This is a genomic window from Thermodesulfitimonas autotrophica (assembly GCF_003815015.1).
GTDB lineage: Bacteria > Bacillota > Desulfotomaculia > Desulfotomaculales > Ammonificaceae > Thermodesulfitimonas > Thermodesulfitimonas autotrophica.
Map to the genome: position 1 here is coordinate 123,354 of NZ_RKRE01000002.1, position 26,115 is coordinate 149,468.

The following is a 26,115-nucleotide window of genomic DNA, read 5'->3' on the forward strand; positions in this document are numbered from 1 at the left end:
TTTTATACCGCGGAACACAACGGGTGCTAAATCCCGAACCGGCTTTCGGCAATGGCCCGGTCGATTTCCTCCTGCAACACGGGCGGTAATCCTTCGATGCGGACGTTTAAAAAGCCCCGGACAATCGTCGCCGTAGCCTCGTCTTCGTCCAGCCCGCGGGCCATCAGGTATTCGATCTCCTCCTGGGCCACCTTGCCTACTGCCGCTTCGTGGGAGAGTTCCACGTTGGCCACCCGGGCATCGAGTTCGGGAACCGCGTAAATCCGGCCGGATTCCGAAAGCATCAGCCCCCGGCATTCGAGATGCCCCCGTACGCCGGCAACTTCGCCCGCAATGTAGCCCCGGTTAATAATCTCCCCCCCGGTCGTTATGGTGCGGGAGACAAGCTCGGCTTTGGTTCCCGGCGCGCTCAAGAAAACCCGGGAACCGACATCCATCTTCGTCCCGGGCGGGGCGATGAGAATAGTATTGTAACGGGCAACGCTGTTATGCCCCACAAGGCGTGTAAAGGGATTCATCAAAATATCTTTAACTCCGCTCAGACAGATATAGTTAGAAAGGAAAACGGCATCTTCTTCCACCAGGGTGGCACCGCGCGGGCGAACGACCACGTCCCGGCCCCAGTTATGGATCATGGTGGAGGTAAGCTTGCCGCCTTTTTTCACGTAAGTCTCGGTTATCCCTACGTGAAGGCCCCGGTGGACGAAAGCGCCGGTCGCGCAACCGGCGATCACGTCAAGGCTCGCCCCTTCCTCCACGATGATAAGGTTGCGTACCTTCTGGGCCAGACCCTCATGCCCGATGTACATCCCCGCCTGAACGGGGTAGCGGGCCTTCACCCCCGGCAGGACCCGGATGAAGAAGCCGCTGATCGGCTGTCCCGACCGCCGCTCCTCCGGCAAGAAGGGAATCAACCGTCCCAGGTAATCCTCAACCCACGGGTAGCGCGTCGCCGCCTCCTGAATACCGAGCACCTCCACGCCTTCCTGGTCGCTGCGGCAGTGGACGACGGAGTGGTCGAGCTGCATAAAGGTTCCGGACCGCCCCGCACCAGTCACATCGAGCCCGGTGTGCAAAAGGCGCTCCCTCTCCGCTGTAGGCAGAAGGGTCAAATCTTCGATATAAGGGTGCGCTTCCGCTTCCTGAACAAAAACTTCCTCTATTTTCTTCGCCATTGCTTCCCATCCCTCCGGCCTCTTTAAAGGACACAACGGACGCACTCGCCGTAGCCGACCCGCTTGATGCAGCTGAAGAGTTCCCGCGGGTTACCGCTGCACGAGAGGCGGCCTTTATAAAGCACGTGTCCGACATCCGCTTCGACGTAGTTGAGAATGTATCCCGTGTGGGTGATGATGAGTCCCGACTTGGTCCGGCCCATTCGGATTTCGCGCAGGGAACGTTTGTCCCACGGCGCAACCTCTTTTTCCAGCAGCCGGTTGATCGCCGTACCGATTAAAGCCATGTTTTCCAGGTCGACGCCCGACTCAGGCTCGTCTAACAGCACCAGGTCGGGATTTTGGGCCAGCAACTGGATCAGCTCCGAACGCTTCAGCTCCCCACCCGAGAAGCCATGGTTGACCTCCCGGTCAAGAAAATCCGTTAAATCCAGGCTCTGGGCAAGGGTTTCAACCGAAACATCGTGCCGGGCCGCGATCCGGATGATGTCGCGCAACAGGACCCCCCGAAGCGTTGGCGGCCGCTGAAAGGCGATCCCTATCCCGCGCTTTGCGCGTTCGTTGACCGGCAACGCAGTCACGTCCTCGCCGCGGAAGAAGATCCGGCCCTCAACCACCCGGTAGCGCGGAAAGCCCATAATTGTCCCGAGCAGCGTCGATTTGCCGGACCCGTTGGGGCCGAAAAGAACGTGTGTTTCCCCCGGTTTGATCTCCAGGTTGATATCCACCAGGACCGTGCGGTCACCGACGGCAACGGTCAGGCCTTCTATCTTTAGCATCCTTTATCCCTCCTACGCGCGACTAAAAGCCGCCACAAAGCTGCCCTGCGGCACCCCGAGCGCCGCCGCCACCGGACGGCATTTGGCTTTTAACAGGTGAAAAACCCTCCCATCATTCATCTCCGAAAAGCTTTCGAAATATCCCATCCCTTTCGCTAAAATCAGGTCTGCCCGCTCGTAAAGCGCCCTGAAGGCCGGTGAAGCGGCTTCGAGGTCGAGCCCCGGTGAATCGGTGCCGGTCGTTTCTACCCGGCGAAAGGCCTCCCGGAGCCCGCTCGCTTCCAGGTCGGCCAGGGTGAGGTCGTTTTGCACCGGTGCCCCTTTCACGACGTAGACCGCCTCTTCCACCGCCACGGCCAAACGCCGGAAAAGAGGGAGATCAAAGTAACACTCGCCGGCGTTGTCCGTCAAGAAAAGGAGGCAGCGCACCCCCGCTAGCCGCTCGAGAAACGCCGGTATTTCGTCGATGTAAAACTCCACCGGCATCCTCATCTCCGCGGCAACCGTCGCCAGGTCCCGAAAAAAATCAATGCTATTGCCTAAGGCGGCCAGCCGAAAAAGGCTCGTCCAGTCATCATTCACGGAAGGAGAAACCTCGCCAACAACTCGCGCTGATAGGGCAAGTTCCCCCTCTTTGACCTTCTTGAACGGGTCCGGATTTTGAGCGGTTTCCCTGATTACCCGCTGGGCCGCTGCCGCGATCTGGGCCGGAATCCTGTCCGGCGAGAACTCGGCTTCAAGGACCGCCCGGCCCGCGGCAAGCGCTTTTTCCCGGAGCTCCGGCACGTCTGTAGCCAGAGTGGCTGTAGTAACTATTAACCGGTCAAGACAGGCGTAGCATTCTTCTACCGCACGCATTCTTTCTCACCACGCCAATATTATACTTCGTTTGGGGCGGCTACGTTAAGAATTTTGCAAAAATCGGGGCTAACTGGGAAAACTCAGGCCAGCTCCGCCACCGTTACGCCCGGGCCGCCTTCACCCGGCCCGCCGGGCCGGAACGAGCGCACCCTAGGGTGGTGGGAGAGGTACTCCCGGACGGCAGCCCGCAGCGCGCCGGTGCCGTAGCCGTGGATGATGTCGACGCGGCCCAGTCCGGATAGAAGGGCCGCATCGAGGTGCCGCTCGAGGTTTATCAGGGCCTCCTCAACCCGCTGCCCCCGGAGGTCAATGGTGGGACTGGCGGCAACCGCCGCACTTGTTAAACGGACGCCGCCGGCGGGCTGCCGCCGGGCCACCGGCCGGACCGCCCCGGGCGGGAGCTCGACGCGGAAAGAGCCGACCTGAACGGTTACCCCCTGCGGCGAAACGCCGACTACCGTCCCCTCCTGGCCGAAGCGCGGGATGTAGACTGCTGCCCCTACAGCTAAAACTCCCGGCGCAGCCTCTTCCGGCAGTTCCGGCACCGCCTCCTCGTGGCGTGCGGCTAACCGGCGCAGGCGCTCCCGCGCCGCCTGGACCGCCTTTTCTTGTTCCCGCCGCTCCTCTTCGCGCAGCTTCTCCTTCAGTTCCCGAACGATCTCCTCCGCTTCGCGCCGCGCTGCCCGCACTAAGGCCGTGGCCTGCTCGCGGGCTTCTGCCAACAGTTTTTCCTTACGCGCTGCTAACTCCCGCGCCTTTTCTTCGTAAGCGGCCTTGAGCGCCAGGGCCTCCTCCTTGAGGCGGGCGGCGGCAGTGGCATCCCTTTCCGCGCTGCGCCGCACCCGCTCGAGTTCCTGCGTCAGCTCCCGCACCCGCCGCTCCTCGGGGTCCAAAAATTCCTTCGCCCGCGCAATCAACCGGGCGGGAAGGCCGAGCCCCGCGGCGATCTCGAAGGCGTTTGAACGGCCCGGCTGCCCGATGACCAGACGGTAGGTCGGGGATAGGGTTTCCGGATCAAAATCCACCGAAGCGTTCTCCACGCGGGGACGCCCGGCGGCAAACTCTTTCAACTCGCTGCTGTGGGTGGTGGCAATGGTGCGGACGTTGCGCCGCGCCAGCTCCTCGAGGATGGCGCAAGCAAGCGCAGCGCCTTCCCGCGGATCGGTTCCGGCTCCCAGCTCGTCTAGCAGCACCAGAGAACGCTCATCCGCTTCCCGGAGAATGGCGGCGAGGTTATGGATATGGGAGGAAAAAGTGCTCAGGCTCGCGGTGATGCTCTGCTCGTCACCGATATCGGCAAAAACTTTGGCAAAAAGGCCGATTTCAGTCCCCTCTGCCGCCGGGATCTCCAGCCCGGCCTGGGCCATCAGAACGCAGAGGCCGACGGTCTTGAGCGCGACGGTTTTCCCTCCGGTATTCGGCCCCGTAATAATCAGGATATCGAAATCCCGTCCGAGGCGCACGTCTATGGGCACCGCCTTCGTCCCGAGAAGCGGGTGCCGGGCCCGCCGGAGGTTGATCTCGGGCACCGGCAGGAGCACCGGGGTTACGGCGTCGAGGCTTACACTGTAGCGTCCCTTCGCCAGGATGAAGTCAAGCCGGCCGAGGGTTTCGGTCGCGGTAAGAAGTTCCCCGGCTACCGCCCCCACCGCCCGGGTGAGCTCGGTCAGAATCCGTTCGATTTCGCGTTGCTCGGCGGCTTTTAACCGGCGGACCTCATTACCCTTCTCCACCACGGCCAGCGGTTCGATAAAGAGGGTCGCCCCGCTCGCCGACTGGTCGTGGATCAGGCCTTTCACCTTGTCTCGGTGTTCGATCCTGACCGGTAGCACATAGCGCCCTTCCCGGATGGTAATTATCGGTTCCTGAAGGTACTTCTGCCACTCGGGGGAACGGACAAAATTTTCCAGGATTTCTTTGATCTCCACCCGCAGCCTTTCGATCCGGCGCCGGATCTCGGCCAAGCGCGCCGATGCCCCGTCGGCTACTTCACCCGGAGGCCGGAGCGCCTTTTTCAGCTGTTCTTCTAGCTCCGGGAAAAGGGGTAACGTCCCGCACAGCCGCCCGAGAACGGGGTATTTCGCCCCCCGCTCCTGGAAAAAAGCCTTTACACGCCGGATGGCGGCCAGATTCTCACCTACCTGATAGAGTTCCGCCGCCTCCAGAAGGCCGCCCTGCAGCGCCCGCCGCAGCGCCGCGCGAATGTCGTGCCAGCCGCCGGCCGCGAAACCGGGCTCCAGGCGTAAAAGCTCCCTGGCTTCGGCCGTTTCCGATAGCCGCTGCCTGACAACTTCAATCTCGGTTGCGGGAGTTAGGCCCTCGGCTAGCTCGCGGCCAATAGGACTCTCCGTCAGCCGGGCCAGATGCTCCCGGACCAGGTCAAACTCAAGGCGGCGCAAAACCCGCTCGTCCAAATTCTTACACTCCCAACTGCCGGCGTCTTGAGCCCCAGCCTGGCTCCCTATCTCAAACGACACCGCGGAAATAGTGGCCCCGCGTAAAATCGCCGCCGGCCAGCTCTTCCTCTATTTTTTCATAAGCTTGGGGGGCACCCCCGAGCGCCGCGTCGAGCGCCTGCCGGTAAGCCCGCGTGACGCGGGACACGTAGGCGGCGTCTTCCAGGCGGGCCTCGATACGCAGCCCCGCTACGCCCGCACGCACCAGCGCCGGCAGGAACCGGAGCATCACCAGTTCCTGGCTATTAAAGATGTGCATCCGGCAGGCGGTGTCCGGATAGACCGGGAAAAGCACGCCCAGGCGGTCCCGCAGCGCAAAGCGCCTGCCGCGGCAGGGAACGCTGCAGGCCCGGTTCGCCCCCATTCCTCCTAAAACCGCCCCCACCACGCAATATTCCGAAACCATCAGGGGAAGGCGACCGTGGACGAGAACCTCCAGCGGCAGCGGGCTCCGCCCGGCCATCGCCTCTACCTGGCGGAGCGTTAGCTCCGGTGAAAGGACTGCACCCTTCGCCCCTCGCTCCTGAAGAAAGGTTACCGCCTGGAGGTTGAAAACGTTCAGGTAGTAGTCGGCCCAGACGGGCACCCGGGCCGCCTCTATCAGCGCCCTGAGCAGGCCGAGGTTACCGGCCACCACCCCGCTGAGAGCCCCCGCAGGCGTCCTCTGGCAAAAAGCGAGTGCCGCCGCCAGCTCCGCATCCTTAGCCACGCGCGGCGTCAAGAGAAAGAACTCCCGGCCCTGCGCCCGCACGTAGTCCGCAACCGCCGCGAGCCCCGCACCGCCATCCCCATCAGCCGCCCGGAACCGGAACTCCTCCCCGCCGAAGTAAATCCGGTCGGCCCCGGCGGCGACGGCCGCCTTGACCGCTGCTGGCGTCCCACAGCTTACCGCCAGGTAAACCGTCGCGCCACGAGCGCCGGGGTTGGGCGCACGGACAGCGTCTTTGAGCCGCGCGGCAAAAAGCCCCTCAGCGAGAGGCTGGGGAACGCGCGCCCGCACCTGCGCCAAGGCAGTGATGGCCTCCCGCCGGACCGCGTTAATCTCGCTTACGGGAATGAAGAGGCCCTCTCCCACCTCCCCCGCGAGCTCCACTAACTCAAAGGGCGTATTGCCGAGCCGGCCGAGCTGCTCCCGCAGCAGCTCCAGGGTCAGCGGTCGCTTCTCTGCCCGCACCGCAAGGCTTTGCGTTGTAGCCGCCCCGCTGTGCCCCGCCGCATCCGCCACCGTAACGCGCAGCGGCTCGCCTTCCCGGAGGTGCACCCGAAAGACGACCGGGATTTTCCTGATTTCCTGGCCGTTGAAGCTCGCCTGCGCCTCCCGCAGCAGCGCTGCATCGGCCGTTTTAAAGACCCGGTCCCCCGGTCTGATCTTTCCTGCCGCGGCCACTTTTACCACCGCTCCCGCTGGAGCAGCATCCATCTCCCCACCGTCTACCAAGAGGCGCCGGACTTCAGCGCCGACGCGCCCCCCTTCAGATACCCAGAACTCGATCCCGTCGCCCACCCGCAGCGGCAGGTTGAGTTTGATGGTGGCGATTTCCCGTTGCCGGTCGTAGGCGAGCACCCTCCCTACGGGAACGCCGCGGTTGTTCGGCCGGCGGTAACTCATAAGGTCCCGCCCGGGCCGGCCGAAAAGGTAGCCCGAAGAAAAGCCGCGGTTGAAGATTTGCGCGAGCGTGAGGGATTCCTCCGGCAGGACGAAAAAGCGCCCTGCCGCCAGCCTGTCGAGCAGCCGCCGGTAAATGCGCACGACCGTTGCCACGTACTCCGCCCGCTTCATCCGGCCCTCAATCTTCAGCGCATCCACCCCCGCTGCCGCCAGCGCAGGCAGGTGGTGGCTCAGATTGAGGTCGCGCGGGGAGAGGAGAAACGCGCCTATTTCTTCCGGCTTCGCAACCGCCCGCCCGCCTGCATCGCAGAGGGTGTAGGGAAGGCGGCAGGGTTGCGCGCACATCCCGCGGTTGCCGCTTCGGCCCCCGATCAGGCTCGACATCAGGCACTGGCCGGAGTAGCAGATGCAGAGGGCCCCGTGGGCGAAAACTTCCACCTCGAGGCCGGTTCCCTTTTTTAAGGCTTCAATCTCCCGCAGGGAGAGTTCCCGCGCCAGAACGATGCGGCGGACCCCCGCCTCCCCCACGAGAAGCGCCCCGGCCGTGTTATGCACGGTCATCTGCGTGCTCGCGTGGAGGGGGAGTTCCGGCAAAACTATGCGGGCAAGGCGCAAAAGGCCGAGATCCTGGACAATCACGGCGTCAGCGCCGGCCTCATAGACGAAGCGGAGGAAGCGTGCCGCCTCCTCCATTTCTTCGTCCGCGATAATGGTGTTAACCGTTACGTAAACCCTCACCCCGCGGACGTGGGCGTACTCGATAGCTTCAGCGAGCGCCCGCGCGGTGAAATTGGGCGCCTGCCGCCGGGCGTTGAAACCCTTCCCCCCTAAGTAAACCGCATCGGCGCCATTCTGAACCGCCGCCACCAGGGCGTCCCAGTCGCCCGCAGGAGCTAAGAGTTCCGGAACCCGCTTCACACTCTGGCCACCCGAATTAACCCGGAAGTAGTGATGATCTCAATGCCCTGCCTGGCAAGCTCATCAAGGAAAAGGTTCATCCCGAGCGAATCACTGGCCATGTGGCCGGCAATCACCACGTTGATGTTGTTTTTTTCTGCTTCTTTGCGGTGCTCCTCCTTGATGTGCATACCTACGACGGTACCGACACCGGCCACCTGCAGCTTGGCGTAGGCCTCCGGCGAGCCGCTCGTCCCCCCGGTCATATCGACGAAAATCTTACCGGCGCGCCGGTCTTTCTCCCCCACCACAATTGTCGGGCCGGCACCCTGCTTCGCCGCCGTTTTGTACTCCGGGATCTCCTTCAGCACCTTGACCACGTCGCTGAGCCGCTCCGGTTTCCGTTCGTCAAAAAGGCGCTGCAGGTAGTTGGTCACCAGGTTGTCGGCGGCGGTATGGACGCACATCAGCGGCAGGTCAAGCAGCCGCGCCGCATCTATCGCCCGGAAGTGGTTGAGCGGCATCAGCCCCCGCTTCACTTCGCTGATCCGCGAAGCCATTATCCCTTCCGCCACGTTGATGGGAACCCCGAAGTAGGCGAGCACGTCTTCCTGGAGGTGCATCACTTCGTAAAGCGCCGCCAGCGCCCGCCCCTCAGGATGGTGCGCGATAATCAGATCGACCGGCTTACCTTTCTCTGCGAGCCGGTCGGCTAAGAGGACCTCCTGAACCTCCACGTCGATCCCGACCAGGACCCGCCGCACCTCTTTTTCCGGATCGCCGTAAAGGATGCGGGTGTCGCTGTAAGGATTGGTCAGCTTCTCTAGGTCGTAATCCTCTTTCTCGTCCTCCTTAAGCCCTTCATAGCGTTCCCGCTCCTTGGATAGAAGGGCCCGGACCGCCTCTTCGCCCCGGGGATCGCGACTGATCCCCATCTCTACGGCAAGTGCATAAATCTCCTTGATCTTCAACTGACCCTACCCCCTTTTAAAATTGCCTGGCGCCGGAAGACACGGCCTGGCAAACCGGCAACCAGTCCCGCCGCAGGAGCTGTCTTGCCCGCCTGCCTTCCGACCCTCCGCTACTAAAGCTATTTTATCCTGAAGCTTGCGCTCCTAAGATTCGCGCTCAATCACTTCATCCTTACCGGCCGCTCATATTCCGGGGCCTCTCTTCACTCTCGATCAGTTTCACTAAATTATCATACTCGTCCTTGAGCCGGAGATACTCGTCCGCGATGTTAAGCGCTGCCGCCACCACGGCCTTGGTAAGCGGCACACGTGCGTTCCGTATCCGGACCTCCTTGATCTTCTGGCTGACGAAGCGGGCCACCCGCTCAATATGTTCCGGAGGGGCATCGCTTCTTAGGACATAAGGCTCGCCGGCGATTTCGACTTCCACCCGGTTCTCCTTCTCCGGCATATTCTTCCCTCCAATGTGGCGTTACGTGGATTTTCGCCACATTGGTTCAAATTCCTGCATCAGGAACGGAGAACCGCGCCAAACTCTTCCTGCAGCCGCTCTACCACTAGACCGACGAGCCCGGTAACTTCCTCGTCCGTTAGGGTACGGTCATCCGCCCGGAAGAGCAGGGAGAAGGCGAGACTTTTTGTCCCCGGAGGCAGCTTCGGCCCCTTGTAAACGTCAAAAACCTGGACGCTGCGCAGGAGAGCACCCGCCGCCGCCTTAATTGTTGCCGCCAACCTCGCCGCGGGCAGGTGTTCGGGAACGATAACCGCAATGTCCCGCACAACTCCCGGAAAACGCGGCAATTCGGCGAAAACAACCGGCCGCTTAGCCGCCTGCAGCGCCCCAACATCGAATTCCGCGACCACCACGCGCCGGGGGAGGTCGTAAGCTCCGGCAACCTCCGGGTGGATTTCGCCCATAAAGCCGAGCAGTTCGCCGTTGCTCATAACCCGCGCCGCACGCCCCGGGTGAAGGGACGGGTGGTCTTTGAGCGGCTCGAACACCTGATCCGCAACGCCCAGCCCCTTAAAAAGAGCGGCAGCAACGCCCTTCAGGAAAAAGAAGTCGAACTCCCGCGGCGGAAATTCCCAGCCGCGCGGCTCCTTTCCCGTAACCGCCAGTCCGAGTTTAAGCCGTTCTTCTGGCAGCGCCGCCGCGCCCTGCGGGTAAAAGACCCGCCCCACTTCGAAAATGGCTACGTCGTCCACCCGCCGCGCAAGATTCCGGGCCAGCACCTCCAAAAGCCCCGGGAGAAGCGTGGTGCGCAGCACCGACTGCTCCTCGCTGATCGGGTTCTTAAGCTGAATGACCCGGCGGAGCGGGTCGTCCGGCGCCAAGCGCAACCGGTCGAAAGAGGCGGGGTGGATGAAGCTGTAGCTGATTACCTCCCTCAACCCCAAGCCGCAGAGAAGGTGGCGCAGCCGCTGCACAAAGGCCTCTTCCGGTGGCCGCACTCCTGGGGTCGTCGCTCCGCAGGGCAGCGTCGGCGGGATCCGGTCGTAGCCGTAAAGTCGGGCGACTTCTTCGACAATATCTTCCTCGATCGCCACGTCGGGACGGAAGCTCGGCACGGAGACGACCCACTGGGACCCGTCTGCGCGAACCCCGAAACCGAGGCGGCCAAGACCGGCCAGCGCCTCCTCCTGCGGTACCGCCACTCCCAAAACCGCCGCTATCTTTTCGGGCCGAACGACTACCGTACGCGGCTCAGGCGGTGCCGGATAGTTATCCACCACCCCGGGAACCGCCCGGCCCGCCCCGATCTTTTCCATGAGCAGGGCCATCCGGTCCGCCGCCCGTACCGGGCCTTCGATATCGACGCCCTTCTCAAAGCGTAAAGAGGCTTCCGAGCGGAGCCCGAGCCTGCGGGAGGTCCGCCTGATGCTGCGCGGGTTAAAGTTGGCCGCCTCTAATAGAACCGTTTTCGTAGCGGCAGTCACTTCCGTATCCAACCCACCCATCACGCCGGCAATGGCCACCGCCCTCTCGGCATCGGCGATCACCAGGTCTTCCGGCGTAAGTTCCCGCTTTACCCCGTCAAGCGAGACGAGTTCCTCGCCGGGCACCGCCGGACGGACGATGATCTTCCTGCCGCGCAGAGTCTCGTAGTCAAAAGCGTGTAGTGGCTGCCCGAGCTCGAGCATGACGTAATTCGTGAGGTCCACCACGTTATTGATCGGCCGCATCCCGGCCAGGCGCAGCCGCACCTGCATCCAAAGTGGTGAAGGGCCGATACGCACTTCGCTAAAAACCCGGGCCGCGTAGCGCCCGCAGAGCTCCGGGTTCACAATCTCCACGTTGATATAGGCGGCCGCGGCGTCACCCGCGGCGGAGAGGACCGGTGGGGATTTGAGTTCTGTGCCTAAAATTGCCGCCACTTCGCGCGCCACGCCAAAGACCGAAAGGCAGTCGCCCCGGTTCGGCGTGAGATCCAGCTCCAGAACCGCCTCCGGCAAGCCCAACAGTAGGCAGATATCCTGGCCCACCGGCGTTTCCGGCGGCAGGATCATGATTCCCGCCGAACGTTCCTCCAACCCCAGTTCCGCTTCCGAACAAAGCATCCCCTCGGAGGTCACGCCGCGAAAGCGAGCCTTCTTCAGAACAGTGCCGTCGGCCAGCCGGGCGCCAGGCAGCGCCAGGGGAACCACCGCGCCGGGGAAGACGTTCGGGGCGCCCGTAACCACCTCACAGACGGCCCCGCCGCTTTCCACCACGCAGATGCTAAGCCGGTCGGCATTCGGGTGGCGGCGCACTTCGCGGATCCGTGCCGTCACGATTCCTTTGAGCGCTTCTCCCACCCGCATGACAGTATCCACCGCGATTCCGGCCGCCGTCAGGCGGTCGGCCAGCTCTTCCGGGGCGACCGGGATCGCGACGAACTCCTTCAGCCAGTTGACAGGTACCCGCACGAAACTGCCTCCCTTGGCCAAATATGGTCGGAATTAAAATTGGGTTAAGAACCGCAGGTCGTTATCGAAAAAGAGCCGGATATCGTTAATGCCGTACTTCAGCATCGCAATGCGCTCGATGCCCATGCCAAAAGCGAAGCCCCGGCACTGCTCTGGGTCATAGCCCGAAACGGCCAGCACCCGCGGGTGAACCATCCCCGCGCCGAGGATCTCCAGCCACCCGGTATGCTTGCAGAGGCGGCAACCTTCACCGCCGCAAATCACGCAGGAAATATCCACCTCCGCACTCGGTTCGGTGAAAGGGAAATAGCTCGGGCGGAGCCGCAACCGCGTCTTGGGCCCGAACATCTCCCGGGCAAAGGTGAGCAGCACCCCCTTCAGGTCGCTGAAGCGGATGTTCGTATCCACAGCAAGTCCTTCAACCTGGTGAAACATCGGCGAGTGGGTGGCATCGTCATCCCGGCGGTAAACCTTACCGGGGGCGATGATTTTGACCGGCAGCTGCGGTGCGAGGCGCTCGAGCGTCCGCACCTGAACCGGCGAAGTGTGGGTGCGCAGAAGGATCTCCTCGCTGATGAAGAAGGTGTCCTGCATGTCGCGGGCCGGGTGGTCCTTGGGCAGGTTCAACGCCTCGAAGTTGTAATAGTCGAGCTCGACCTCGGGCCCCTGAACGATGCTGAAACCAAGACCTAAAAAGATCGCTTCAATCTCTTCGCGGACAATGTTGAGCGGGTGCTGGGATCCTAAAAGCACCGGACGCCCCGGCAGGGTAACGTCCACCGCTTCCGCCTCCAGGCGCCGGCGTAATTCCTGCTCCCGCAGAACCGCCGCCCGCGCAGCGAGCGCCTCCTCGAGCTTTTCCTTGATTTCGTTGGCCCGCTGGCCGATAACCGGCCTCTCAACAGCCGGTAGCGCTCCCATGCGGCGCAGGATCTGCGTCAGTTCGCCCTTGCGGCCCAGAAAGCGCACCCTGACCGCTTCGATTTCCTCTAAGCTCGCCGCCGCGGCCACCGCTCGTTCAGCCTCTGTCCTGATACTCTCCAGCTCCCCAAGCACTGGCAACCCTCCTACCTGACGCCCACCGCCCGAACTTCCTTCGCAGGCGGTCAAAAGGCGCTTTTCCCCCAAAAGGCAATCAAAAGGCATCTTACATAATTTTAGCTTTAACGGCCTCATTTGTAAAATAAAAAAGCCCTTGCCAGCAAAAATGGGCAAGAGCCTCACTATCTTGCGCTCCTTCTACGGGACGAAACCTTACCGTTAGTCTTCTTCCGTTTCCTTACCGCAACACCTCAGTGGACTGCAAGCCTCCGGTATAAAACGTAAGCGCGGATCGATCCCGTCCTTTCAAAGAGTCTCCAAAAAAACTCGGCGGTCCAGAACATCGGCTCACAACCTTTCGAAGATTTTTTGGAGCCCCTCGTTCAAATTATAACATACGGCCGTCCCGAAAACAAGGAAGGCCTTGCTGCCAAAATTTTTATTTTTCAAAAACGCTGCCGCTGGCGGACCACCTCATAGAGAAGCAGGGAGCCGGCAACCGCAGCGTTCAGCGACTCGGTGCCACCCGGCATCGGGATAAAAACGCGCCGGGAAGCCGACTTTACAACCTCCGGGCGCGGCCCAGCCCCCTCACTCCCGATGACCAGCGCCACCGGTCCCGTGAAGTCCGCCGCGTAAAAGGGCGTCTCCCCCCGCGGGTCGGCAACGACCAGCGTCAGGCCCGCCGCCTGCAGAAACCGCAGCGCCTCCGCCCAGGGAAGGTCCTGCACCACCGGCAGGTGGAAAACCGCGCCTGCCGTAGCGCGCACCGCCTTCGGGCTGTAAAGATCGACGGTGCCCGCAAGCAGCAGGGCGCCGGTCGCTCCCGCCGCCTGCGCCGTACGGATGAGCGTCCCTAAGTTCCCCGGATCTTGAAGCCCATCTACCACTAAAATTAGCGGCGGCTCCGGACGGAGCAACGCCTCCAGAGCTACCTCTGGTATCCCGATGACGGCCAGGACCCCCTGCGGGGTCTCGGTAGCGGCCACCCGGGAAAAGACCTCGGTGGGTAGTTCGTACAGCGGAACACCGCGCTGCTGCGCTAAAGCCAGCGCCTCACCCTTCTGAGCCGCGAAATCAGGCGTAAAGTAGACCCCTTCCACCGGCCAAGCGGAAGCAAGCGCCGCCGCGACCAGATGCGGGCCCTCCGCGACGAATTTTCCCTCTTTCTCCCGGTGGCGCCGCCGGGCAAGACGGCTAAGCGCCTTCACCCGCGGGTTATGCTTCCCCAGGCGGATCATTGCTCTAACCGGCGTAACCGGTCGTTCCGGCCCACCACCACCAGGATATCCCCTTCCTCCACCGTGTGGCGCGCCCCCGGAGAGATGATAATCTCGTCCCCCCGGCGGATCGCCAGGACCGTCACGCCGTACTTCATCCGGATCGCCGCCTCGCCGATAGACTTACCCACGAACTCCCGCGGCGCGATCAGCTCCATGAGGCTGTAATCGGGCGAAAGCTCGATCTGGTCCACAATGTTGGCCGCAACGAGGGCCCGCGCCACCCGGACGCCCATGTCCCGCTCCGGAAAGACCACCTTATCCGCACCCACCTTGGCCAAAACCCTGCCGTGAAGCTCGGTCCGCGCCTTGGCCACCACCGTCTTCACGCCCATTTCCTTGAGCATCACCGTCACCAGGATGTTGGCCTGAATGTCTTCGCCGATGGCCACGATCACCACGTCGAAATTCCGGATACCTAAAGACTTGAGGGCGTGCTCGTCGAGGGCGTCCACCTGGACGGCGTGGGTCACGATATCCATCACCGCGTTGACCTTTTCCGCGTCCACATCCACGGCCAACACGTCGTAACCCATACGCGAGAGGGTCTCGGCAACGCTAGTCCCGAAGCGACCCAGCCCGATCACCGCAAACTGTTTCATTTCCCTTTCTCCTTCAACCAACCATAATGTTTTCTTCCGGGTACCGGAAAGTAACCCGCCGCTGCTGGGCCAGGGCATAGGCGATCGTCAAAGGCCCCAGCCGGCCGATAAACATCGTCAGGATGATCGCGATCCTGCCTACCGGGGTGAGCGCAGGCGTGATCCCTGTAGATAAGCCCACCGTGCCGAAGGCCGAGACCGCTTCGAAGAGCAGCCGGAGGAAATCCTTTCCTTCCACCGCTAGAAGAACGAGCAGCACAAAACCCAGCCAACCAAGCGCCAGCAGGCAGATGCCCACCGCCTTTAAAACCTGCCCCAGCGGCACCCGGCGGCCAAAAACCTCGGTAGCTTCGCGCCCGGCAACCAGTGACCAGAGTGTCAGAACAAGCAGGGTGAAGGTGGTGGTCTTGATCCCGCCGCCGGTAGAGCCTGGTGAAGCCCCGATGAACATTAAAAAGCAGAGCCAAAGCTGCGTAACCGGCGCAAGCGCGCCGATATCCACAGTGTTGAAGCCAGCCGTTCGGGGGGTAACGGACTGAAAGAAGGAGGCTAAAACTTTTACCGGCCAGGAGAACCCGGCCAGGGTATGCCTCGACTCCAGGACCAGGAAGAGAACCGTCCCGCCGGCGAGCAGCACCCCGGTGGTAAGCAACGCGAGCTTCGTATGGAGGGAGAAGCGGCGCCACCGTCGGCGCTCAATAACCTCCGCAATCACGGAGAAGCCTAATCCCCCGATGATGATGGGCAGGGCAATGCCGAAGTTCACCACCGGATCCGCAACGTAGCCGGTGAGGCTGCGGAACTGGCCGAAAAGGTCAAAACCCGCGTTGTTGAAAGCGGAGACGGCGTGAAAAACCCCGTACCAAATATTGTGCGGCCAGGGGTAATCCCGCGCTAGGCGCAGCATCAGGACCAGCGCGAAGAAGCCCTCCACCGCCGCCGTGTAGATGAGAATGTAGCGGACCAGCCGGACCATCCCCGCTACGTTCACTTGTCCCAGGGACTCGCGGATGAGGATGCGCTCCTTGAGCCCGATCTGGCGCCCTAACAAGATCGAAAAGATCGTCGCGCTGGTCATTATCCCCAGGCCGCCGAGCTGGATCAAGAGCAGGATCACGGTCTGGCCGAAGGAAGACCAGAAGGTACCGGTATCCACCACCACCAGGCCGGTCACGCAAACGGCCGAGGTAGCCGTAAAGAGGGCCGTTAGGAAACCGGGGGGTTCCCCGGACTGCGTGGCCCAGCTCGTGTTCAAAAGGAGCGCCCCGGCAAAAATAAGCCCGGCAAACCCCAGAACCAGCATTTTAGGTGGCGAGAGTCGCCACCGGCGCTGCTCTTTTTCGCTGCCGGACCGCTTTGGCGCTAAACCTGGCACCAAAAGAACTTTTCCTTTCATAATTCGCCCTATTCAAGAATTAAGCATGGTTTTGAAAACCATGCTCAATGAACATCCGGGCCAAATTGAATCCTTATTCTTACGAGCTGAGGCGGGCCTTCGCCATCGCTACGAGCTTGCTAAAGGCCTGCGCGTCATTGACGGCGATATCGGCCAAGACCTTGCGGTTGATCTCAACACCCGCTTGCCTTAAGCCGCTGATCAGACGGCTGTAAGAAAGGCCGTTCTGCCGGGCCGCCGCGTTGATCCGCGCAATCCAGAGGCGCCGGAAGTCCCGCTTCCTTGCCCGGCGGTCGCGGTAAGCGTACATGAGCGACTTCATTACCTGCTGTTTCGCAACCCGGTAAAGTTTTGATTTTGCACCCCAGTACCCCCGCGCTAATTTCAGGATTTTTTTATGTCTCTTCCGCGTTACCACACTCGTCTTAACCCGCGGCATGCTCTATACACCTCCGTAACGGTAAAAACTTAATAGGGCAAAAGACGTCTGACGCGCGCCGCATCTCCCGGTGCCAAAACCGTTTTTTTACGGAGCCGCCGGGTCCGCCTGCTCGGCTTACCCACGAGCAAGTGGCTTTTGAAGGGGTGCCACGCGACGACCTTCCCCGTACCCGTTTTCTTGAAACGCTTAGCTGCTCCCCGGTGCGTCTTGATCTTCGGCAACGTTACTCCTCCTTTCCCTGTCCGGCCTGGGAGCCAGAATCATGATCATATTCCTTCCCTCTAACTTCGGCGGGCGCTCGACCACTGCGATGCTCGCCACCTCTTCCGCCAGGCGTTGCAGAAGCTTTTCGCCGATATGGGGGTGGATGATCTCCCGCCCGCGAAAGATGAGGGTGACCTTCACTTTGTCGCCGTCGTTCAAGAAACGCGAGATGTTACGCGCCTTGACCTGGAAATCGTGTTCCTCGATGCTCGGCCGCATCTTGATCTCCTTGACACTGATTACCCGCTGCTTCTTGCGGGCCTCCCGGTCACGCTTGCTCATTTCGTACTTGTACTTCCCGAAGTCCATTATCCGGCAGACAGGCGGCCTGGCCTGCATGGCTACACCTACCAGGTCCAGCTCGCGCTCTGCGGCGATCCGTAAAGCCTCCTTAAAAGGAACGATGCCGATCTGCGTGCCGTCGACATCGATAAGCCTTACCTCACGCGCCTTAATCTCCTCGTTAATCGGAAGATCCTTCGTAATAAGCTTTACACCTCCCAGAATTACCCATAAAGAAAGGCGGACCAACCCATCCGCCCGAAAGCACGCTACATCAAATCTCTAAGTCCAACCTTACTGGCAGCCCGCGCGCCGTAAGGTGAGAAGCGGATGGCTTCTGCTTTGCCAGCGAAACCTTATTTACTTGCTGCTATTATAACAAACGGCTGCCGCAACGTCAACAAATTCCAGCGTTTCCCGCGGCTATATTTTCCGCGTCTTGATTTCTTCGCGCACCCGGTTGATAAAGTCGGACAGCAGCACCACACCGAGGTCTCCCTGACTCCGGTGGCGCACCGCCACGGTCCCCTCGGCAGCCTCCCTGTCACCAACCACCAGCATGTAGGGAACCTTCTGGACCTGCGCCTCCCGAATCTTGTAGTTGACCTTCTCGTTCCGGGCGTCAAGCTCCACCCGGATATCGGCCTCCTCTATCTGCCGCGTTACCGCAGCGGCATAAGCGGCGTGGCGGTCGGTAATCGGCAGCACCCGGACCTGAACCGGCGCCAGCCAAACCGGAAAGGCGCCGGCGAAGTGCTCGGTTAAGATGGCTATGAAGCGCTCCAGACTGCCGAAGACGACCCGGTGGAGCATCACCGGCCGGTGGCGCTGCCCGTCTTCTCCCACATAGTAAAGGTCGAATTTTTCTGGCATCAGGAAGTCTGCCTGGATGGTCCCACACTGCCACGTGCGCCCCAGGCAATCCCGGAGGTGGAAGTCGATCTTCGGGCCGTAGAAAGCGCCGTCGCCCTCGTTCACCTTGTAGGGCAGGCCGCGCGCTTCGAGCGCCTCCCGCAGCGCCCCCGTGGCGAGCTCCCAGATCGCGTCGTCACCCATCGCCTTCTCCGGCTTCGTCGAAAGCTCCACGTGGTAATCGAAGCCGAAAACTTCCCGGTAGAAATACTCGACAAGATCGATAATCTGCAGGATCTCCTCTCTCACCTGGTCCCGCCGGCAGAAGATGTGCGCGTCGTCCTGGGTGAAACAGCGCACCCGCATTAGCCCGTGCAGAACGCCCGACAGTTCGTGCCGGTGGACCAGCCCCATCTCCGCCATCCGTACGGGCAGCTCCCGGTAGGAGTGGACCCGCCGCTTGAAGACCAGGATGCCGCCCGGACAGTTCATCGGCTTGATGGCGTAAGGCTGGTCATCGATGGTGGTAAAATACATGTTTTCCTTGTAGTGGTCCCAGTGGCCCGAGCGTTCCCAGAGCTCGCGGCGCAAGATGATGGGGGTGCGGATCTCCTGGTAGCCCCGGCGCCGGTGGACCTCCCGCCAGAATGCCTCGAGTTCGTTGCGGATGATCATTCCCTTGGGGTGGAAAAAGGGGAAGCCGGGCCCCTCCTCCCGGATGCTGAAGAGGTCGAGCTCCGCCCCGAGGCGCCGGTGGTCCCGCCGCTTAGCTTCCTCGAGACGGTGGAGGTGCTCCTCTAAGAGAGACTTTTTGGGGAAGGAGGTGCCGTAGATGCGCTGCAGCATCTTGTTCCGCTCGTCCCCGCGCCAGTAGGCGCCCGCTACGCTGAGGAGCTTGAAAGCCCGGACGTAACCCGTCGAAGGCAGGTGCGGCCCGGCGCAGAGGTCGGTAAACTCCCCCTGGCGGTAACAAGAGATGACCGCGTCGGGCGGCAGTTCGTCGATGATCTCGACCTTATAAGTCTCACCTGCCGCGAGGAAGGCGGCGCGGGCTTCTTCCCGCGAAAGCTCGCTGCGCTCAAGCGGCAGGTCTTCCTTGATAATCCGTTCCATTTCCGCCTCGATGCGCGCCAGATCCTCCGGCGTAAAGGGCCGCGGCACGTCGAAATCGTAGTAAAAACCGTCGGCAATCGCCGGGCCGATCGCCAACTTCGCCTCCGGGTAAAGCCTTTTGACCGCCTGCGCGAGGATGTGGGCTGAGGTATGCCGGTAAACGTCCCGCCCCTCCTCGTCTGCAAAGGTGAGGAAGGTGACCGCTGCCTCCGGCGGTAAAGGTGTGCTGAGGTCCACCAGCCTGCCGTTTACCCGCGCGACCAGCGCCTCTTTCTGGAGCCGCTGCCCCAGCGTCTTTAGCACATCCGCAGCGGTAACGCCGTCCGGAAACTCTCGTCTCGTGCCATCCGGCAAGATTACTACCGTCATCGTAACGCCTCCTCGGATAAAGGTCCAACGCTCAAGTTTTTTTCATTTTTAATCCGGCCCAACCTGAATTCCAGTCCCACTCCCGGCCCTAAACAAAAAACCCGCCCCGCCCAGGGACGGGCTTGCGCGGCCCGCGGTTCCACCCTGCTTGGGAGGGGAAAACCCCTCCCCGCTCGGCTGCGGGTAACGGCCGCCACCGTTCCCGGCACTGCGGAATAGAAGCCACAGGAGGCGCACAGGGGAAAGTCCCGTGTCCGGCCGCCCCGTTGCGTGCCGGGAAAGCTCCGGGGGTGGTACCCTTCTCCGGACGTAACCCAGGAGCGCTCTCAGCCACGGCGCTCCCTCTCTGTGGCGCCCGGAACAGGGCAAGTTCCCGTTCATTGCCTTTTCGTTTTTCGTTTACTTCCCTTTTATACTAAAAGCCGGTCGATCCTGTCAACCGCAGAAGCAACAAAAAGAGCGCCTGGAGGCCACCGATGAGCCCGCCGAGTACGGCACCCATCACCTCGATATGCTTGATCTCCTTGCGCGCGACGGTAAAAATGATCCGCTCCAAGTCTTCGAGGGGAAAGGCGTTGAGCTTCTCCTCGACAAGCTGCCCGAGACTCACCTCTTTTTTCATCGCCTCCCCGAAAGAATCGACCAGTGCCGTCACCAGCAGGGGAAGGTAGTCACCTACGAGGTCGCTAAGGGCCTCCGCCAGAGTTTTTTTAACCCCTGCCGGCACCCAGCCCGGCACCCTCTTAAGCACTGCCTGCCGGACCGCCTCCCGCAGAAGCGAAGCCGCCCGTTCGGGCACCTCCCGTTCGCGGAGCCGCTGCAGGATGTCGTCAACTGACAAGACTTCCCGCTCGATGACCTCGCCCGCGCATCGCGCTAACTCGTAGCGGCGCCGCGGCAGAACCCCCTGTAGTGTCCACCGCCAGATTCGGTAGGGTTTATAAGGTCGGAAGAGGAGCTTTATCGCCAGCAGGTTCGTAATCCAGCCGATAAAGGCCCCGACTACTGGAAGCAGGATGAGGTTAACGTAAAACATCTTGGTCTGCGGGAAACGCTCCCGCCGGGCTAACAGATGCGGGGCAGGGGCGTTCCCGCAAGCATATCCAGAAACTTCGTGCCGCCGAAAGCTGTTTTAAGGTAAACATTGCCCCGGCCGGAGCAAACCTCACCGATGAGTGCCGCTTCTTGGCCGAGAGGGTGACGGCGCAGCACGCCGAGCGCCTTTTCCCCGTCCGCAGCAGGGACAACGGCCATGAATTTCCCTTCGTTCGCCAGGTAGAGGGGATCCAGACCCAAAAGCTCCGCTGCTCCCTTCACCTCGGGCCGGACGGGAATCGCGTCCTCCTTCAGGATGATGTCGCACCCGGCCGCTAGCGCAATCTCCTTGGCCGCCGTGGCCAGACCCCCGCGGGTTAAGTCACGCATCAACTTCACGCCCGGCACCGCGGCCAGGAGCTCCCCGATGATGCCGTTGAGGGGCGCGCAGTCGCTCGCCACCTGCCCGGCAAAGCCGAAGCCTTCTCTCAGCGCCAAGATGGTCATCCCGTGCTCCCCGATCGGCCCGTTGACCAGAATCTGGTCGCCCGGCGCAAGACGCGCGTAACCTAACTCAACCCCGTCGGGGATAAGCCCTACCCCCGTCGTGTTGATAAAGAGCCGGTCGAGGTTCCCCCGTCCCACAACCTTGGTGTCACCCGCCACTATCTCTACCCCCGCTTCGGCGCAAGCCGCCGCCATAGAGGCCACGACCCGCTCCAGTTCTGCAAGCGGGAGCCCCTCTTCGATTAGGAAAGAAGCCGTGAGGTAAAGGGGCTTCGCCCCCACCACCGCCAGGTCGTTTACCGTGCCGCAAACCGATAGCTTCCCGATATCCCCGCCCGGGAAGAAAAGGGGGCTCACCACAAAAGAGTCGGTGCTCACCGCCACCCGGCCCCCGGAAAGCTCAAGCGCTGCCGCGTCGGTCAGGCTTTGGAGCGTCCGGCCCGGGAAGTAGCGGAGGAATAACCCCGTGATGAGCTCGTGCGTTAGCGCCCCGCCGTCCCCGTGGGCTAACAGCACCACGTCGTTCTTACGCATGGTTCGCTCTCTCCCCGTAATGGCGCTCAAACTGGTAGTAGGCGGCACAGGCCCCTTCAGACGAAACCATGCAGGGACCAACCGGGGAAGTGGGATTGCAGGCGACGGCAAAAAGACGGCACTCTTTAGGCGTAAGCTTTCCTTTGAGAATCTCACCGCAGGCACACCCGGCAGGGACCCGCGGCACCACCGGCGGCAGCGTAAAGCGCGCCGCCGCGTCGAAGGCCGCAAAAGGGGCCGCCAGTGTAAGTCCGCTACCCGGGATAACCCCGAAGCCGCGCCAGGAGGCGTCACCAACCCGAAAAACCGCCGCCATCTCGCGCTGGGCGATCTTATTCCCTTCCTCCCGCACTACCCTGGTGTAGCCGTTTACCACCCGTGGCTCTTTTCCCCACATCATCTTTAGTATCTGCCTGATACCCTCCAGAATGTCGTTGGTTTCAAAGCCGGTAATCGCAGCCGGCAACCGGAACGCTTCAAGGAAAGAATAGGCCCGGCGGCCAATAATGGCGCTCACGTGGCCCGGCAGGATGAAGCCGTCAACCTTGATCTCCGGGTCCTCAAGAAGCGCCATGAGCGCCGGCGGCACGAGCTTGTGGTTGACGTAAACGCTGAAGTTTTTCAGCCCCCGCGCCCCGGCCTCCTTGATGCTCAGGGCGACCGCTGGTGCCGTGGTCTCGAAGCCGACCCCCAGGAAGACGAGCTCCCTTTCCGGGTGCGCCGCCGCCCAGGCCACCGCGTCCGCCGGGGAATAAAAGATGCGGATATCGGCCCCGGCCGCCCGTTCTCGCTCCAGCGAAGAATCGCTTCCGGGCACCCGGACCATATCCCCGAAAGTACCCACCGTCACGCCGGGAAGGCGGGCAAGCGCTACCATCCGGTCGACATCGGCGTAATCGGTAACGCAGACGGGACACCCGGGACCGCTACGTAGGTCAAGCAGATCTCCCAAGAGGCTGCGCAAGCCCGCCCGGGAGATGGCCACCGTGTGGGTGCCGCAGACCTCCATCAAAACCACCCGCCGCCCAAGCCGGTCGGCAACCCGTGTCGCCAGGTGCCGCACGTCCTTAATCAGTGCCCGGGCGATCTCCGGATCGCGGAACTTCGTCAAAAACTCCCTCATGCGCCAACAATTCCTCCCATAACCTGATCCGTTCCAGCGCCTCGGCCACGTCCACTTTCTCGATCGCGTAGCCAGTATGCACCATCACGTACTCGCCCACGGCAACCTCGCCGACAAGAAGTGTGCTGATCCGCTGGCGGATACCGAAGGTTTCGATCTCCGCCATATGCTCTTCCGGCGATACAGCCACGATTTTACCGGGAATTCCTAAGCACATTCTGTAGCCCTCCTGTAAGCGATTACGGCCTGCCCGAGGCTCAATCCCCCGTCGTTCGGAGGCACCTGCCGGTGGCAGAAAACCGTAAAACCTTCCCGGGTCAAGAGCTCCTTACCGCGTTCAAAGAGGTAACGGTTCTGCCAGGTACCGCCGCTCAAAGCCACGTGTGTGAGACCCGTTGCTTCCCGGACCTTCCTAGCGGCCTCCAGGACCATGGCCAGGACGGTATTGTGAAAACGGGTAGCGATAAGCTCGCGGGCCGCGCCCTGCCGGAGATCCGCAAGCACCCCGGTCAAAATCCCGGCGGGCGAAATCACCTCCCCTTCGAAGGCGAAAGGATAAGGGGAAATCGCCCCCCCTTCTTCTGGCGCCAGCACCGTCTCCCCTAATTCCACCGCCGCCTGCCCCTCGTAGGTCGCCTCCCAGCAGATGCCGAGGAGCGCCGCCACGGCATCGAAGAGGCGCCCGCAGCCGCAGGCCAGCGGCGAATTGAAGCGTTTTCTTACGAGGTATTCGACAACCTCAAGCTCCCTTCCCTTTCCCCCGAAAAGCGCCGCCGCCGCCCCGGTCCCCTCATCCCCTAAGAAAGTCAGCAGGTAAGAAACAGCCATCCGCCAGGGCTGCCGGATTCCCTGCTCCCCGCCCGGCAGGGGCGCGTAAGCCAGGTGGAAATGGCGCTTAAAAGCAGCGTAATCACCGCTTAAAATCTCGAAGCCCCAGAGGTTCCCGTCCTCCCCGTAACCGGTCCCATCGAGGATAATCCCGATGGCTGGCGCCGTTACCTCGTTTTCCGCAAGGCATGCCGCCAGGTGGGCGTGGTGGTGCTGAACGCCCACGCGTACGCGCGCCGGAATACTCTCCGCAATACGGGAAGAGCGGTAGCCGGGGTGGAGGTCGTAGCCGACTACCTCCGGCTCCACACCCAGTAGGCGCTGAAAATTGACCAGGCTCGCGAAAAGATTCTCTTCCCCCTCCAGGCTGTCGAGCTCGCCGATGTGTTGGCTCAAGAAAGCCTCTCCCTTTTTCAACAGGCAGAAGGTATTCTTCATCTCCCCGCCGATCCCCAGAACCACCGGGCCCTCTCCTGTAGGCACCCGGACCGGCCGCGGGACGTAGCCCCGGGACCGCCGGTAAAGCTGCACTTCGCCCCCCACAACGGCGGCAAGCGAATCGTCGCAGCGGTTCACGATTGGGCGGTTGTGGAGGAGGAAACAGTCGGCTATCCCCCCGAGTTCCTGGTAAACCCGCTCGTTGTCCTTGCAAAGGGGCAGCTCACTGTAGTTGCCGCTGGTCATTACGAGAAGCGCAAAAGGTCCGTCAAAAAGCAGTAAGTGCAGCGGCGTATAAGGGAGCATCACCCCGAGCGTCTTTAGCCCTGGCGCCAGCTCCTCCGGAAGCGGGGCGTCCGGACGGCGCCGCAGGATGACAATCGGCGCCTGCAGCGACCGGAGCAGTTCCTCCTCCGCTTCGCTCACGAAACAGTAACGCCGTGCCGTGGCAATGTCCCGGCACATCACGGCGAAGGGCTTATGGCTGCGGCCTTTCCGCTGCCGCAGCGCCCGCAACGCCTGCCGGTTAAAGGCGTCGCAGCAGAGGTGAAAACCACCGAGGCTTTTAAGCGCCACAATCTTCCCTTCCGCCAGGGCGCGCCAGCAGTTTTCGCGCCAGTCGCCGGGCACCGGGTTCCCCTCCGCATCACGGAGCTCTACCTGTGGCCCGCAGGCGGGACACGCTACGGGCTGGGCGTGAAAGCGCCTGTTGGTAGGGTCATGGTACTCCCGGGCGCAATCGGGACACATCGCGAAGCCCGCCATCGAAGTCTTGTCCCGGTCGTAAGGCACCGCAGTAACAATGGTAAAACGTGGCCCGCAGTTGGTGCAGTTGGTAAAAGGATAGAGGTAATGTCGGTCCCGCGGGTCAAAGCTCTCCCGGGCGCAATCAGGGCAGAGCGCTACGTCGGGGGGTACTAACGCCTCTTTCTCTGCCCCTTCAGCACTGAAAGCGATCTCGAAGCGCGGGTAACCCACAGGCACCAGTTCTTCGTGTTCCACGTGCACGATCCGGGCCAACCGCGGCGGCTGCTGGGTGATTCTTTTTAGAAGCTCCTGTACCTTCCCGGGCTCCCCCTCCGCCTCGACGAGCACCCCGCGGGCATCGTTGAGGACAAAGCCGCAAAGCCCTAAAGCCGTAGCCGTGTTGTAAACAAAAGGCCGGAAACCTACCCCCTGCACAATCCCTTTTATTCTGATCCGGTACCGGATCCGGCCGCCCTCTTCCGCAAAAACATCTCTTCTACCCACCTGCACCATTCCTCAACCCCTTCGCCGGTCCTGGCTGAAAGAATAAAAACCTTAACCTCCGGATTTAGGGCCCTGATTTCGCCGGTCACACCGGCGAGATCAAAATCGGTAAAGGGCAGCAAATCCGCCTTCGTAATTACCACCGCGCCGGCGCTCCTGAAAACGAGCGGGTATTTGGCCGGCTTATCCCCGCCCTCCGCCACGCTGAGGAGTGCTACTTTCACGTCTTCGCCCAGGTCGAACTCGGCCGGGCAGACCAAATTGCCCACGTTTTCGATGAAAAGAATGTCGTACGCCGCACCTAACTCCTCACACGCCCGCGCCACCATAGAGGCGTCCAGGTGGCAGATGCCGGCAGTGTTCACCTGGACGACCGCCGTCCCCTTCCCGGCTATCCGTTCCGCATCGCGCGTGGTATAAATATCGCCTTCGATCACGCCGATGCGGAAACGTCCACCGAGCCGGACCAGCGTCTGTTCCAAAAGGGTTGTCTTGCCGGCTCCGGGCGAGCTGATCAAGTTAACCACCAGCGTCCCCGCCGCGGCAAAACGCGCCCGGTTCTCCTGGGCCACGGCAGCATTCGCCTTTAGCAGGCGCTGCCCCATTACGACTTTAACCGCCACTCCCATCCTCTCCGTTATCCCCTTCGTAGTACTCGATGAAGAGCTCGTCGCCGCTTATTATTTCCATCCGCTCCCCGCACGCGGGGCAGAAGTAGTCAAGATACTCGGGCCTGGTTTCTGTGCCGCAGGCGGTGCACCGGAGCACCAGCGGCCGCTCTTCGATTTCGAGCCGTGCTCCCTCAAAGATGGTCCCCGGGCTCAGATTCGCAAAAGCGAAGTGCAAAAAATCGGGCTGTGCCAGCGTGAGCTTCCCGACCACCAACTTCACGCTGAGAATCCTGGTGATGCCGTTCTGCGCCGCACTTTCCGTAACCTGATCCATCAGCGAACAGATGAGCCCGACCTCGTGCATACGCCACCCACTTGATAATTTTCGTCTGGTTCCTCCGGCCCCGACCGGTAATCCCTGCCGCAAACAGGGCGAGCCTTCCCGAAAAAACAAAAAGGTCGCTTTCTTGAACCCTTATTTCTTATGCGCCA

The 26,115-nt window shown here is 61.9% G+C and carries 23 protein-coding genes; all 23 read right to left on the reverse strand.

Features of this window, described 5'->3' with window-relative positions:
• Positions 1 to 26 precede the first annotated feature (26 nt).
• A complete protein-coding gene (locus tag EDD75_RS04425) occupies positions 27 to 1,175 on the reverse strand; it encodes a SufB/SufD family protein (RefSeq protein WP_123928663.1) in 1,149 nt (382 codons plus the stop codon).
• 23 nt (positions 1,176 to 1,198) lie between these two features.
• Entirely contained in the window at positions 1,199 to 1,954 is a 756-nt protein-coding gene (locus tag EDD75_RS04430; RefSeq protein WP_123928666.1) for an ABC transporter ATP-binding protein, read from the reverse strand.
• 12 nt (positions 1,955 to 1,966) lie between these two features.
• Positions 1,967 to 2,812, reverse strand: a complete 846-nt coding sequence (locus tag EDD75_RS04435) for a damage-control phosphatase ARMT1 family protein (RefSeq protein ID WP_123928669.1) — start codon at positions 2,810 to 2,812, stop codon at positions 1,967 to 1,969.
• 83 nt (positions 2,813 to 2,895) lie between these two features.
• Entirely contained in the window at positions 2,896 to 5,229 is a 2,334-nt protein-coding gene (locus tag EDD75_RS04440; protein WP_123928672.1) for an endonuclease MutS2, read from the reverse strand.
• 52 nt (positions 5,230 to 5,281) lie between these two features.
• Positions 5,282 to 7,798 carry a U32 family peptidase gene (locus tag EDD75_RS04445; RefSeq protein WP_123928675.1) on the reverse strand — a complete coding sequence of 839 codons (2,517 nt, stop codon included), beginning with the start codon at positions 7,796 to 7,798 and terminating at the stop codon, positions 5,282 to 5,284.
• Positions 7,795 to 8,748, reverse strand: coding sequence for a Nif3-like dinuclear metal center hexameric protein (locus tag EDD75_RS04450; protein ID WP_123928678.1), 954 nt, complete (start codon positions 8,746 to 8,748; stop codon positions 7,795 to 7,797). Before EDD75_RS04450 ends, EDD75_RS04445 begins: the two co-directional genes overlap by 4 nt.
• Positions 8,749 to 8,920: 172 nt before the next feature.
• Positions 8,921 to 9,199, reverse strand: coding sequence for a cell division protein ZapA (locus EDD75_RS04455; protein WP_123928681.1), 279 nt, complete (start codon positions 9,197 to 9,199; stop codon positions 8,921 to 8,923).
• A 59-nt stretch (positions 9,200 to 9,258) separates the two neighbouring features.
• Complete coding sequence (gene pheT / locus EDD75_RS04460; RefSeq protein WP_123928683.1) at positions 9,259 to 11,655, reverse strand: phenylalanine--tRNA ligase subunit beta; 2,397 nt, start codon at positions 11,653 to 11,655, stop codon at positions 9,259 to 9,261.
• A gap of 33 nt (positions 11,656 to 11,688) precedes the next feature.
• Positions 11,689 to 12,711: a phenylalanine--tRNA ligase subunit alpha gene (gene pheS, locus EDD75_RS04465; protein WP_245963071.1), complete on the reverse strand. Its 1,023-nt coding sequence runs from the start codon at positions 12,709 to 12,711 to the stop codon at positions 11,689 to 11,691.
• 431 nt (positions 12,712 to 13,142) lie between these two features.
• Positions 13,143 to 13,937, reverse strand: coding sequence for a TrmH family RNA methyltransferase (locus EDD75_RS04475; protein ID WP_123928690.1), 795 nt, complete (start codon positions 13,935 to 13,937; stop codon positions 13,143 to 13,145).
• A complete protein-coding gene (locus EDD75_RS04480; RefSeq protein WP_123928692.1) occupies positions 13,934 to 14,578 on the reverse strand; it encodes a potassium channel family protein in 645 nt (214 codons plus the stop codon). Before EDD75_RS04480 ends, EDD75_RS04475 begins: the two co-directional genes overlap by 4 nt.
• A gap of 13 nt (positions 14,579 to 14,591) precedes the next feature.
• The gene (locus tag EDD75_RS04485) at positions 14,592 to 15,953 is read right to left on the reverse strand and encodes a TrkH family potassium uptake protein (RefSeq protein WP_281277488.1); all 1,362 of its coding nucleotides are present in this window, start codon (positions 15,951 to 15,953) and stop codon (positions 14,592 to 14,594) included.
• A 100-nt stretch (positions 15,954 to 16,053) separates the two neighbouring features.
• A complete protein-coding gene (gene rplT, locus EDD75_RS04490) occupies positions 16,054 to 16,413 on the reverse strand; it encodes a 50S ribosomal protein L20 (RefSeq protein WP_123928698.1) in 360 nt (119 codons plus the stop codon).
• Between the two features lie 29 nt (positions 16,414 to 16,442).
• Entirely contained in the window at positions 16,443 to 16,637 is a 195-nt protein-coding gene (gene rpmI, locus EDD75_RS04495) for a 50S ribosomal protein L35 (protein WP_123928701.1), read from the reverse strand.
• The gene (gene infC / locus EDD75_RS04500; RefSeq protein ID WP_342780952.1) at positions 16,603 to 17,211 is read right to left on the reverse strand and encodes a translation initiation factor IF-3; all 609 of its coding nucleotides are present in this window, start codon (positions 17,209 to 17,211) and stop codon (positions 16,603 to 16,605) included. The genes rpmI and infC overlap by 35 nt, the downstream gene beginning before the upstream one ends.
• 174 nt (positions 17,212 to 17,385) lie before the next feature.
• Positions 17,386 to 19,296 carry a threonine--tRNA ligase gene (gene thrS, locus EDD75_RS04505; RefSeq protein WP_123928704.1) on the reverse strand — a complete coding sequence of 637 codons (1,911 nt, stop codon included), beginning with the start codon at positions 19,294 to 19,296 and terminating at the stop codon, positions 17,386 to 17,388.
• A gap of 415 nt (positions 19,297 to 19,711) precedes the next feature.
• On the reverse strand, positions 19,712 to 20,332 hold the full coding sequence (locus EDD75_RS04510) for a DUF445 domain-containing protein (RefSeq protein ID WP_123928707.1): 621 nt from the start codon (positions 20,330 to 20,332) through the stop codon (positions 19,712 to 19,714).
• Between the two features lie 29 nt (positions 20,333 to 20,361).
• The gene (gene hypE, locus EDD75_RS04515) at positions 20,362 to 21,372 is read right to left on the reverse strand and encodes a hydrogenase expression/formation protein HypE (RefSeq protein WP_123928710.1); all 1,011 of its coding nucleotides are present in this window, start codon (positions 21,370 to 21,372) and stop codon (positions 20,362 to 20,364) included.
• The gene (hypD, locus tag EDD75_RS04520; protein WP_123928713.1) at positions 21,365 to 22,495 is read right to left on the reverse strand and encodes a hydrogenase formation protein HypD; all 1,131 of its coding nucleotides are present in this window, start codon (positions 22,493 to 22,495) and stop codon (positions 21,365 to 21,367) included. Before hypD ends, hypE begins: the two co-directional genes overlap by 8 nt.
• The gene (locus EDD75_RS04525) at positions 22,440 to 22,712 is read right to left on the reverse strand and encodes a HypC/HybG/HupF family hydrogenase formation chaperone (protein ID WP_123928717.1); all 273 of its coding nucleotides are present in this window, start codon (positions 22,710 to 22,712) and stop codon (positions 22,440 to 22,442) included. The genes hypD and EDD75_RS04525 overlap by 56 nt, the downstream gene beginning before the upstream one ends.
• Positions 22,703 to 25,021, reverse strand: a complete 2,319-nt coding sequence (gene hypF, locus EDD75_RS04530) for a carbamoyltransferase HypF (protein WP_123928720.1) — start codon at positions 25,019 to 25,021, stop codon at positions 22,703 to 22,705. Before hypF ends, EDD75_RS04525 begins: the two co-directional genes overlap by 10 nt.
• Entirely contained in the window at positions 24,952 to 25,635 is a 684-nt protein-coding gene (hypB, locus tag EDD75_RS04535) for a hydrogenase nickel incorporation protein HypB (protein ID WP_245963073.1), read from the reverse strand. Before hypB ends, hypF begins: the two co-directional genes overlap by 70 nt.
• On the reverse strand, positions 25,625 to 25,987 hold the full coding sequence (locus EDD75_RS04540; protein WP_123928723.1) for a hydrogenase maturation nickel metallochaperone HypA/HybF: 363 nt from the start codon (positions 25,985 to 25,987) through the stop codon (positions 25,625 to 25,627). Before EDD75_RS04540 ends, hypB begins: the two co-directional genes overlap by 11 nt.
• Positions 25,988 to 26,115: the final 128 nt, after the last annotated feature.

Bases quoted from the DNA above. Each gene is read 5' to 3' on its own strand.
- EDD75_RS04475 (WP_123928690.1), bottom strand. From the start codon at position 13,937: ATGATCCGCCTGGGGAAGCATAACCCGCGGGTGAAGGCGCTTAGCCGT.
- EDD75_RS04455 (WP_123928681.1), bottom strand. From the start codon at position 9,199: ATGCCGGAGAAGGAGAACCGGGTGGAAGTCGAAATCGCCGGCGAGCCT.
- EDD75_RS04540 (WP_123928723.1), bottom strand. From the start codon at position 25,987: ATGCACGAGGTCGGGCTCATCTGTTCGCTGATGGATCAGGTTACGGAA.
- hypF (WP_123928720.1), bottom strand. From the start codon at position 25,021: ATGGTGCAGGTGGGTAGAAGAGATGTTTTTGCGGAAGAGGGCGGCCGG.
- EDD75_RS04510 (WP_123928707.1), bottom strand. From the start codon at position 20,332: ATGTTTTACGTTAACCTCATCCTGCTTCCAGTAGTCGGGGCCTTTATC.
- EDD75_RS04525 (WP_123928717.1), bottom strand. From the start codon at position 22,712: ATGTGCTTAGGAATTCCCGGTAAAATCGTGGCTGTATCGCCGGAAGAG.
- EDD75_RS04425 (WP_123928663.1), bottom strand. From the start codon at position 1,175: ATGGCGAAGAAAATAGAGGAAGTTTTTGTTCAGGAAGCGGAAGCGCAC.
- hypD (WP_123928713.1), bottom strand. From the start codon at position 22,495: ATGAGGGAGTTTTTGACGAAGTTCCGCGATCCGGAGATCGCCCGGGCA.
- EDD75_RS04430 (WP_123928666.1), bottom strand. From the start codon at position 1,954: ATGCTAAAGATAGAAGGCCTGACCGTTGCCGTCGGTGACCGCACGGTC.
- rplT (WP_123928698.1), bottom strand. From the start codon at position 16,413: ATGCCGCGGGTTAAGACGAGTGTGGTAACGCGGAAGAGACATAAAAAA.
- EDD75_RS04435 (WP_123928669.1), bottom strand. From the start codon at position 2,812: ATGCGTGCGGTAGAAGAATGCTACGCCTGTCTTGACCGGTTAATAGTT.
- thrS (WP_123928704.1), bottom strand. From the start codon at position 19,296: ATGACGGTAGTAATCTTGCCGGATGGCACGAGACGAGAGTTTCCGGAC.
- hypE (WP_123928710.1), bottom strand. From the start codon at position 21,372: ATGCGTAAGAACGACGTGGTGCTGTTAGCCCACGGGGACGGCGGGGCG.
- EDD75_RS04480 (WP_123928692.1), bottom strand. From the start codon at position 14,578: ATGAAACAGTTTGCGGTGATCGGGCTGGGTCGCTTCGGGACTAGCGTT.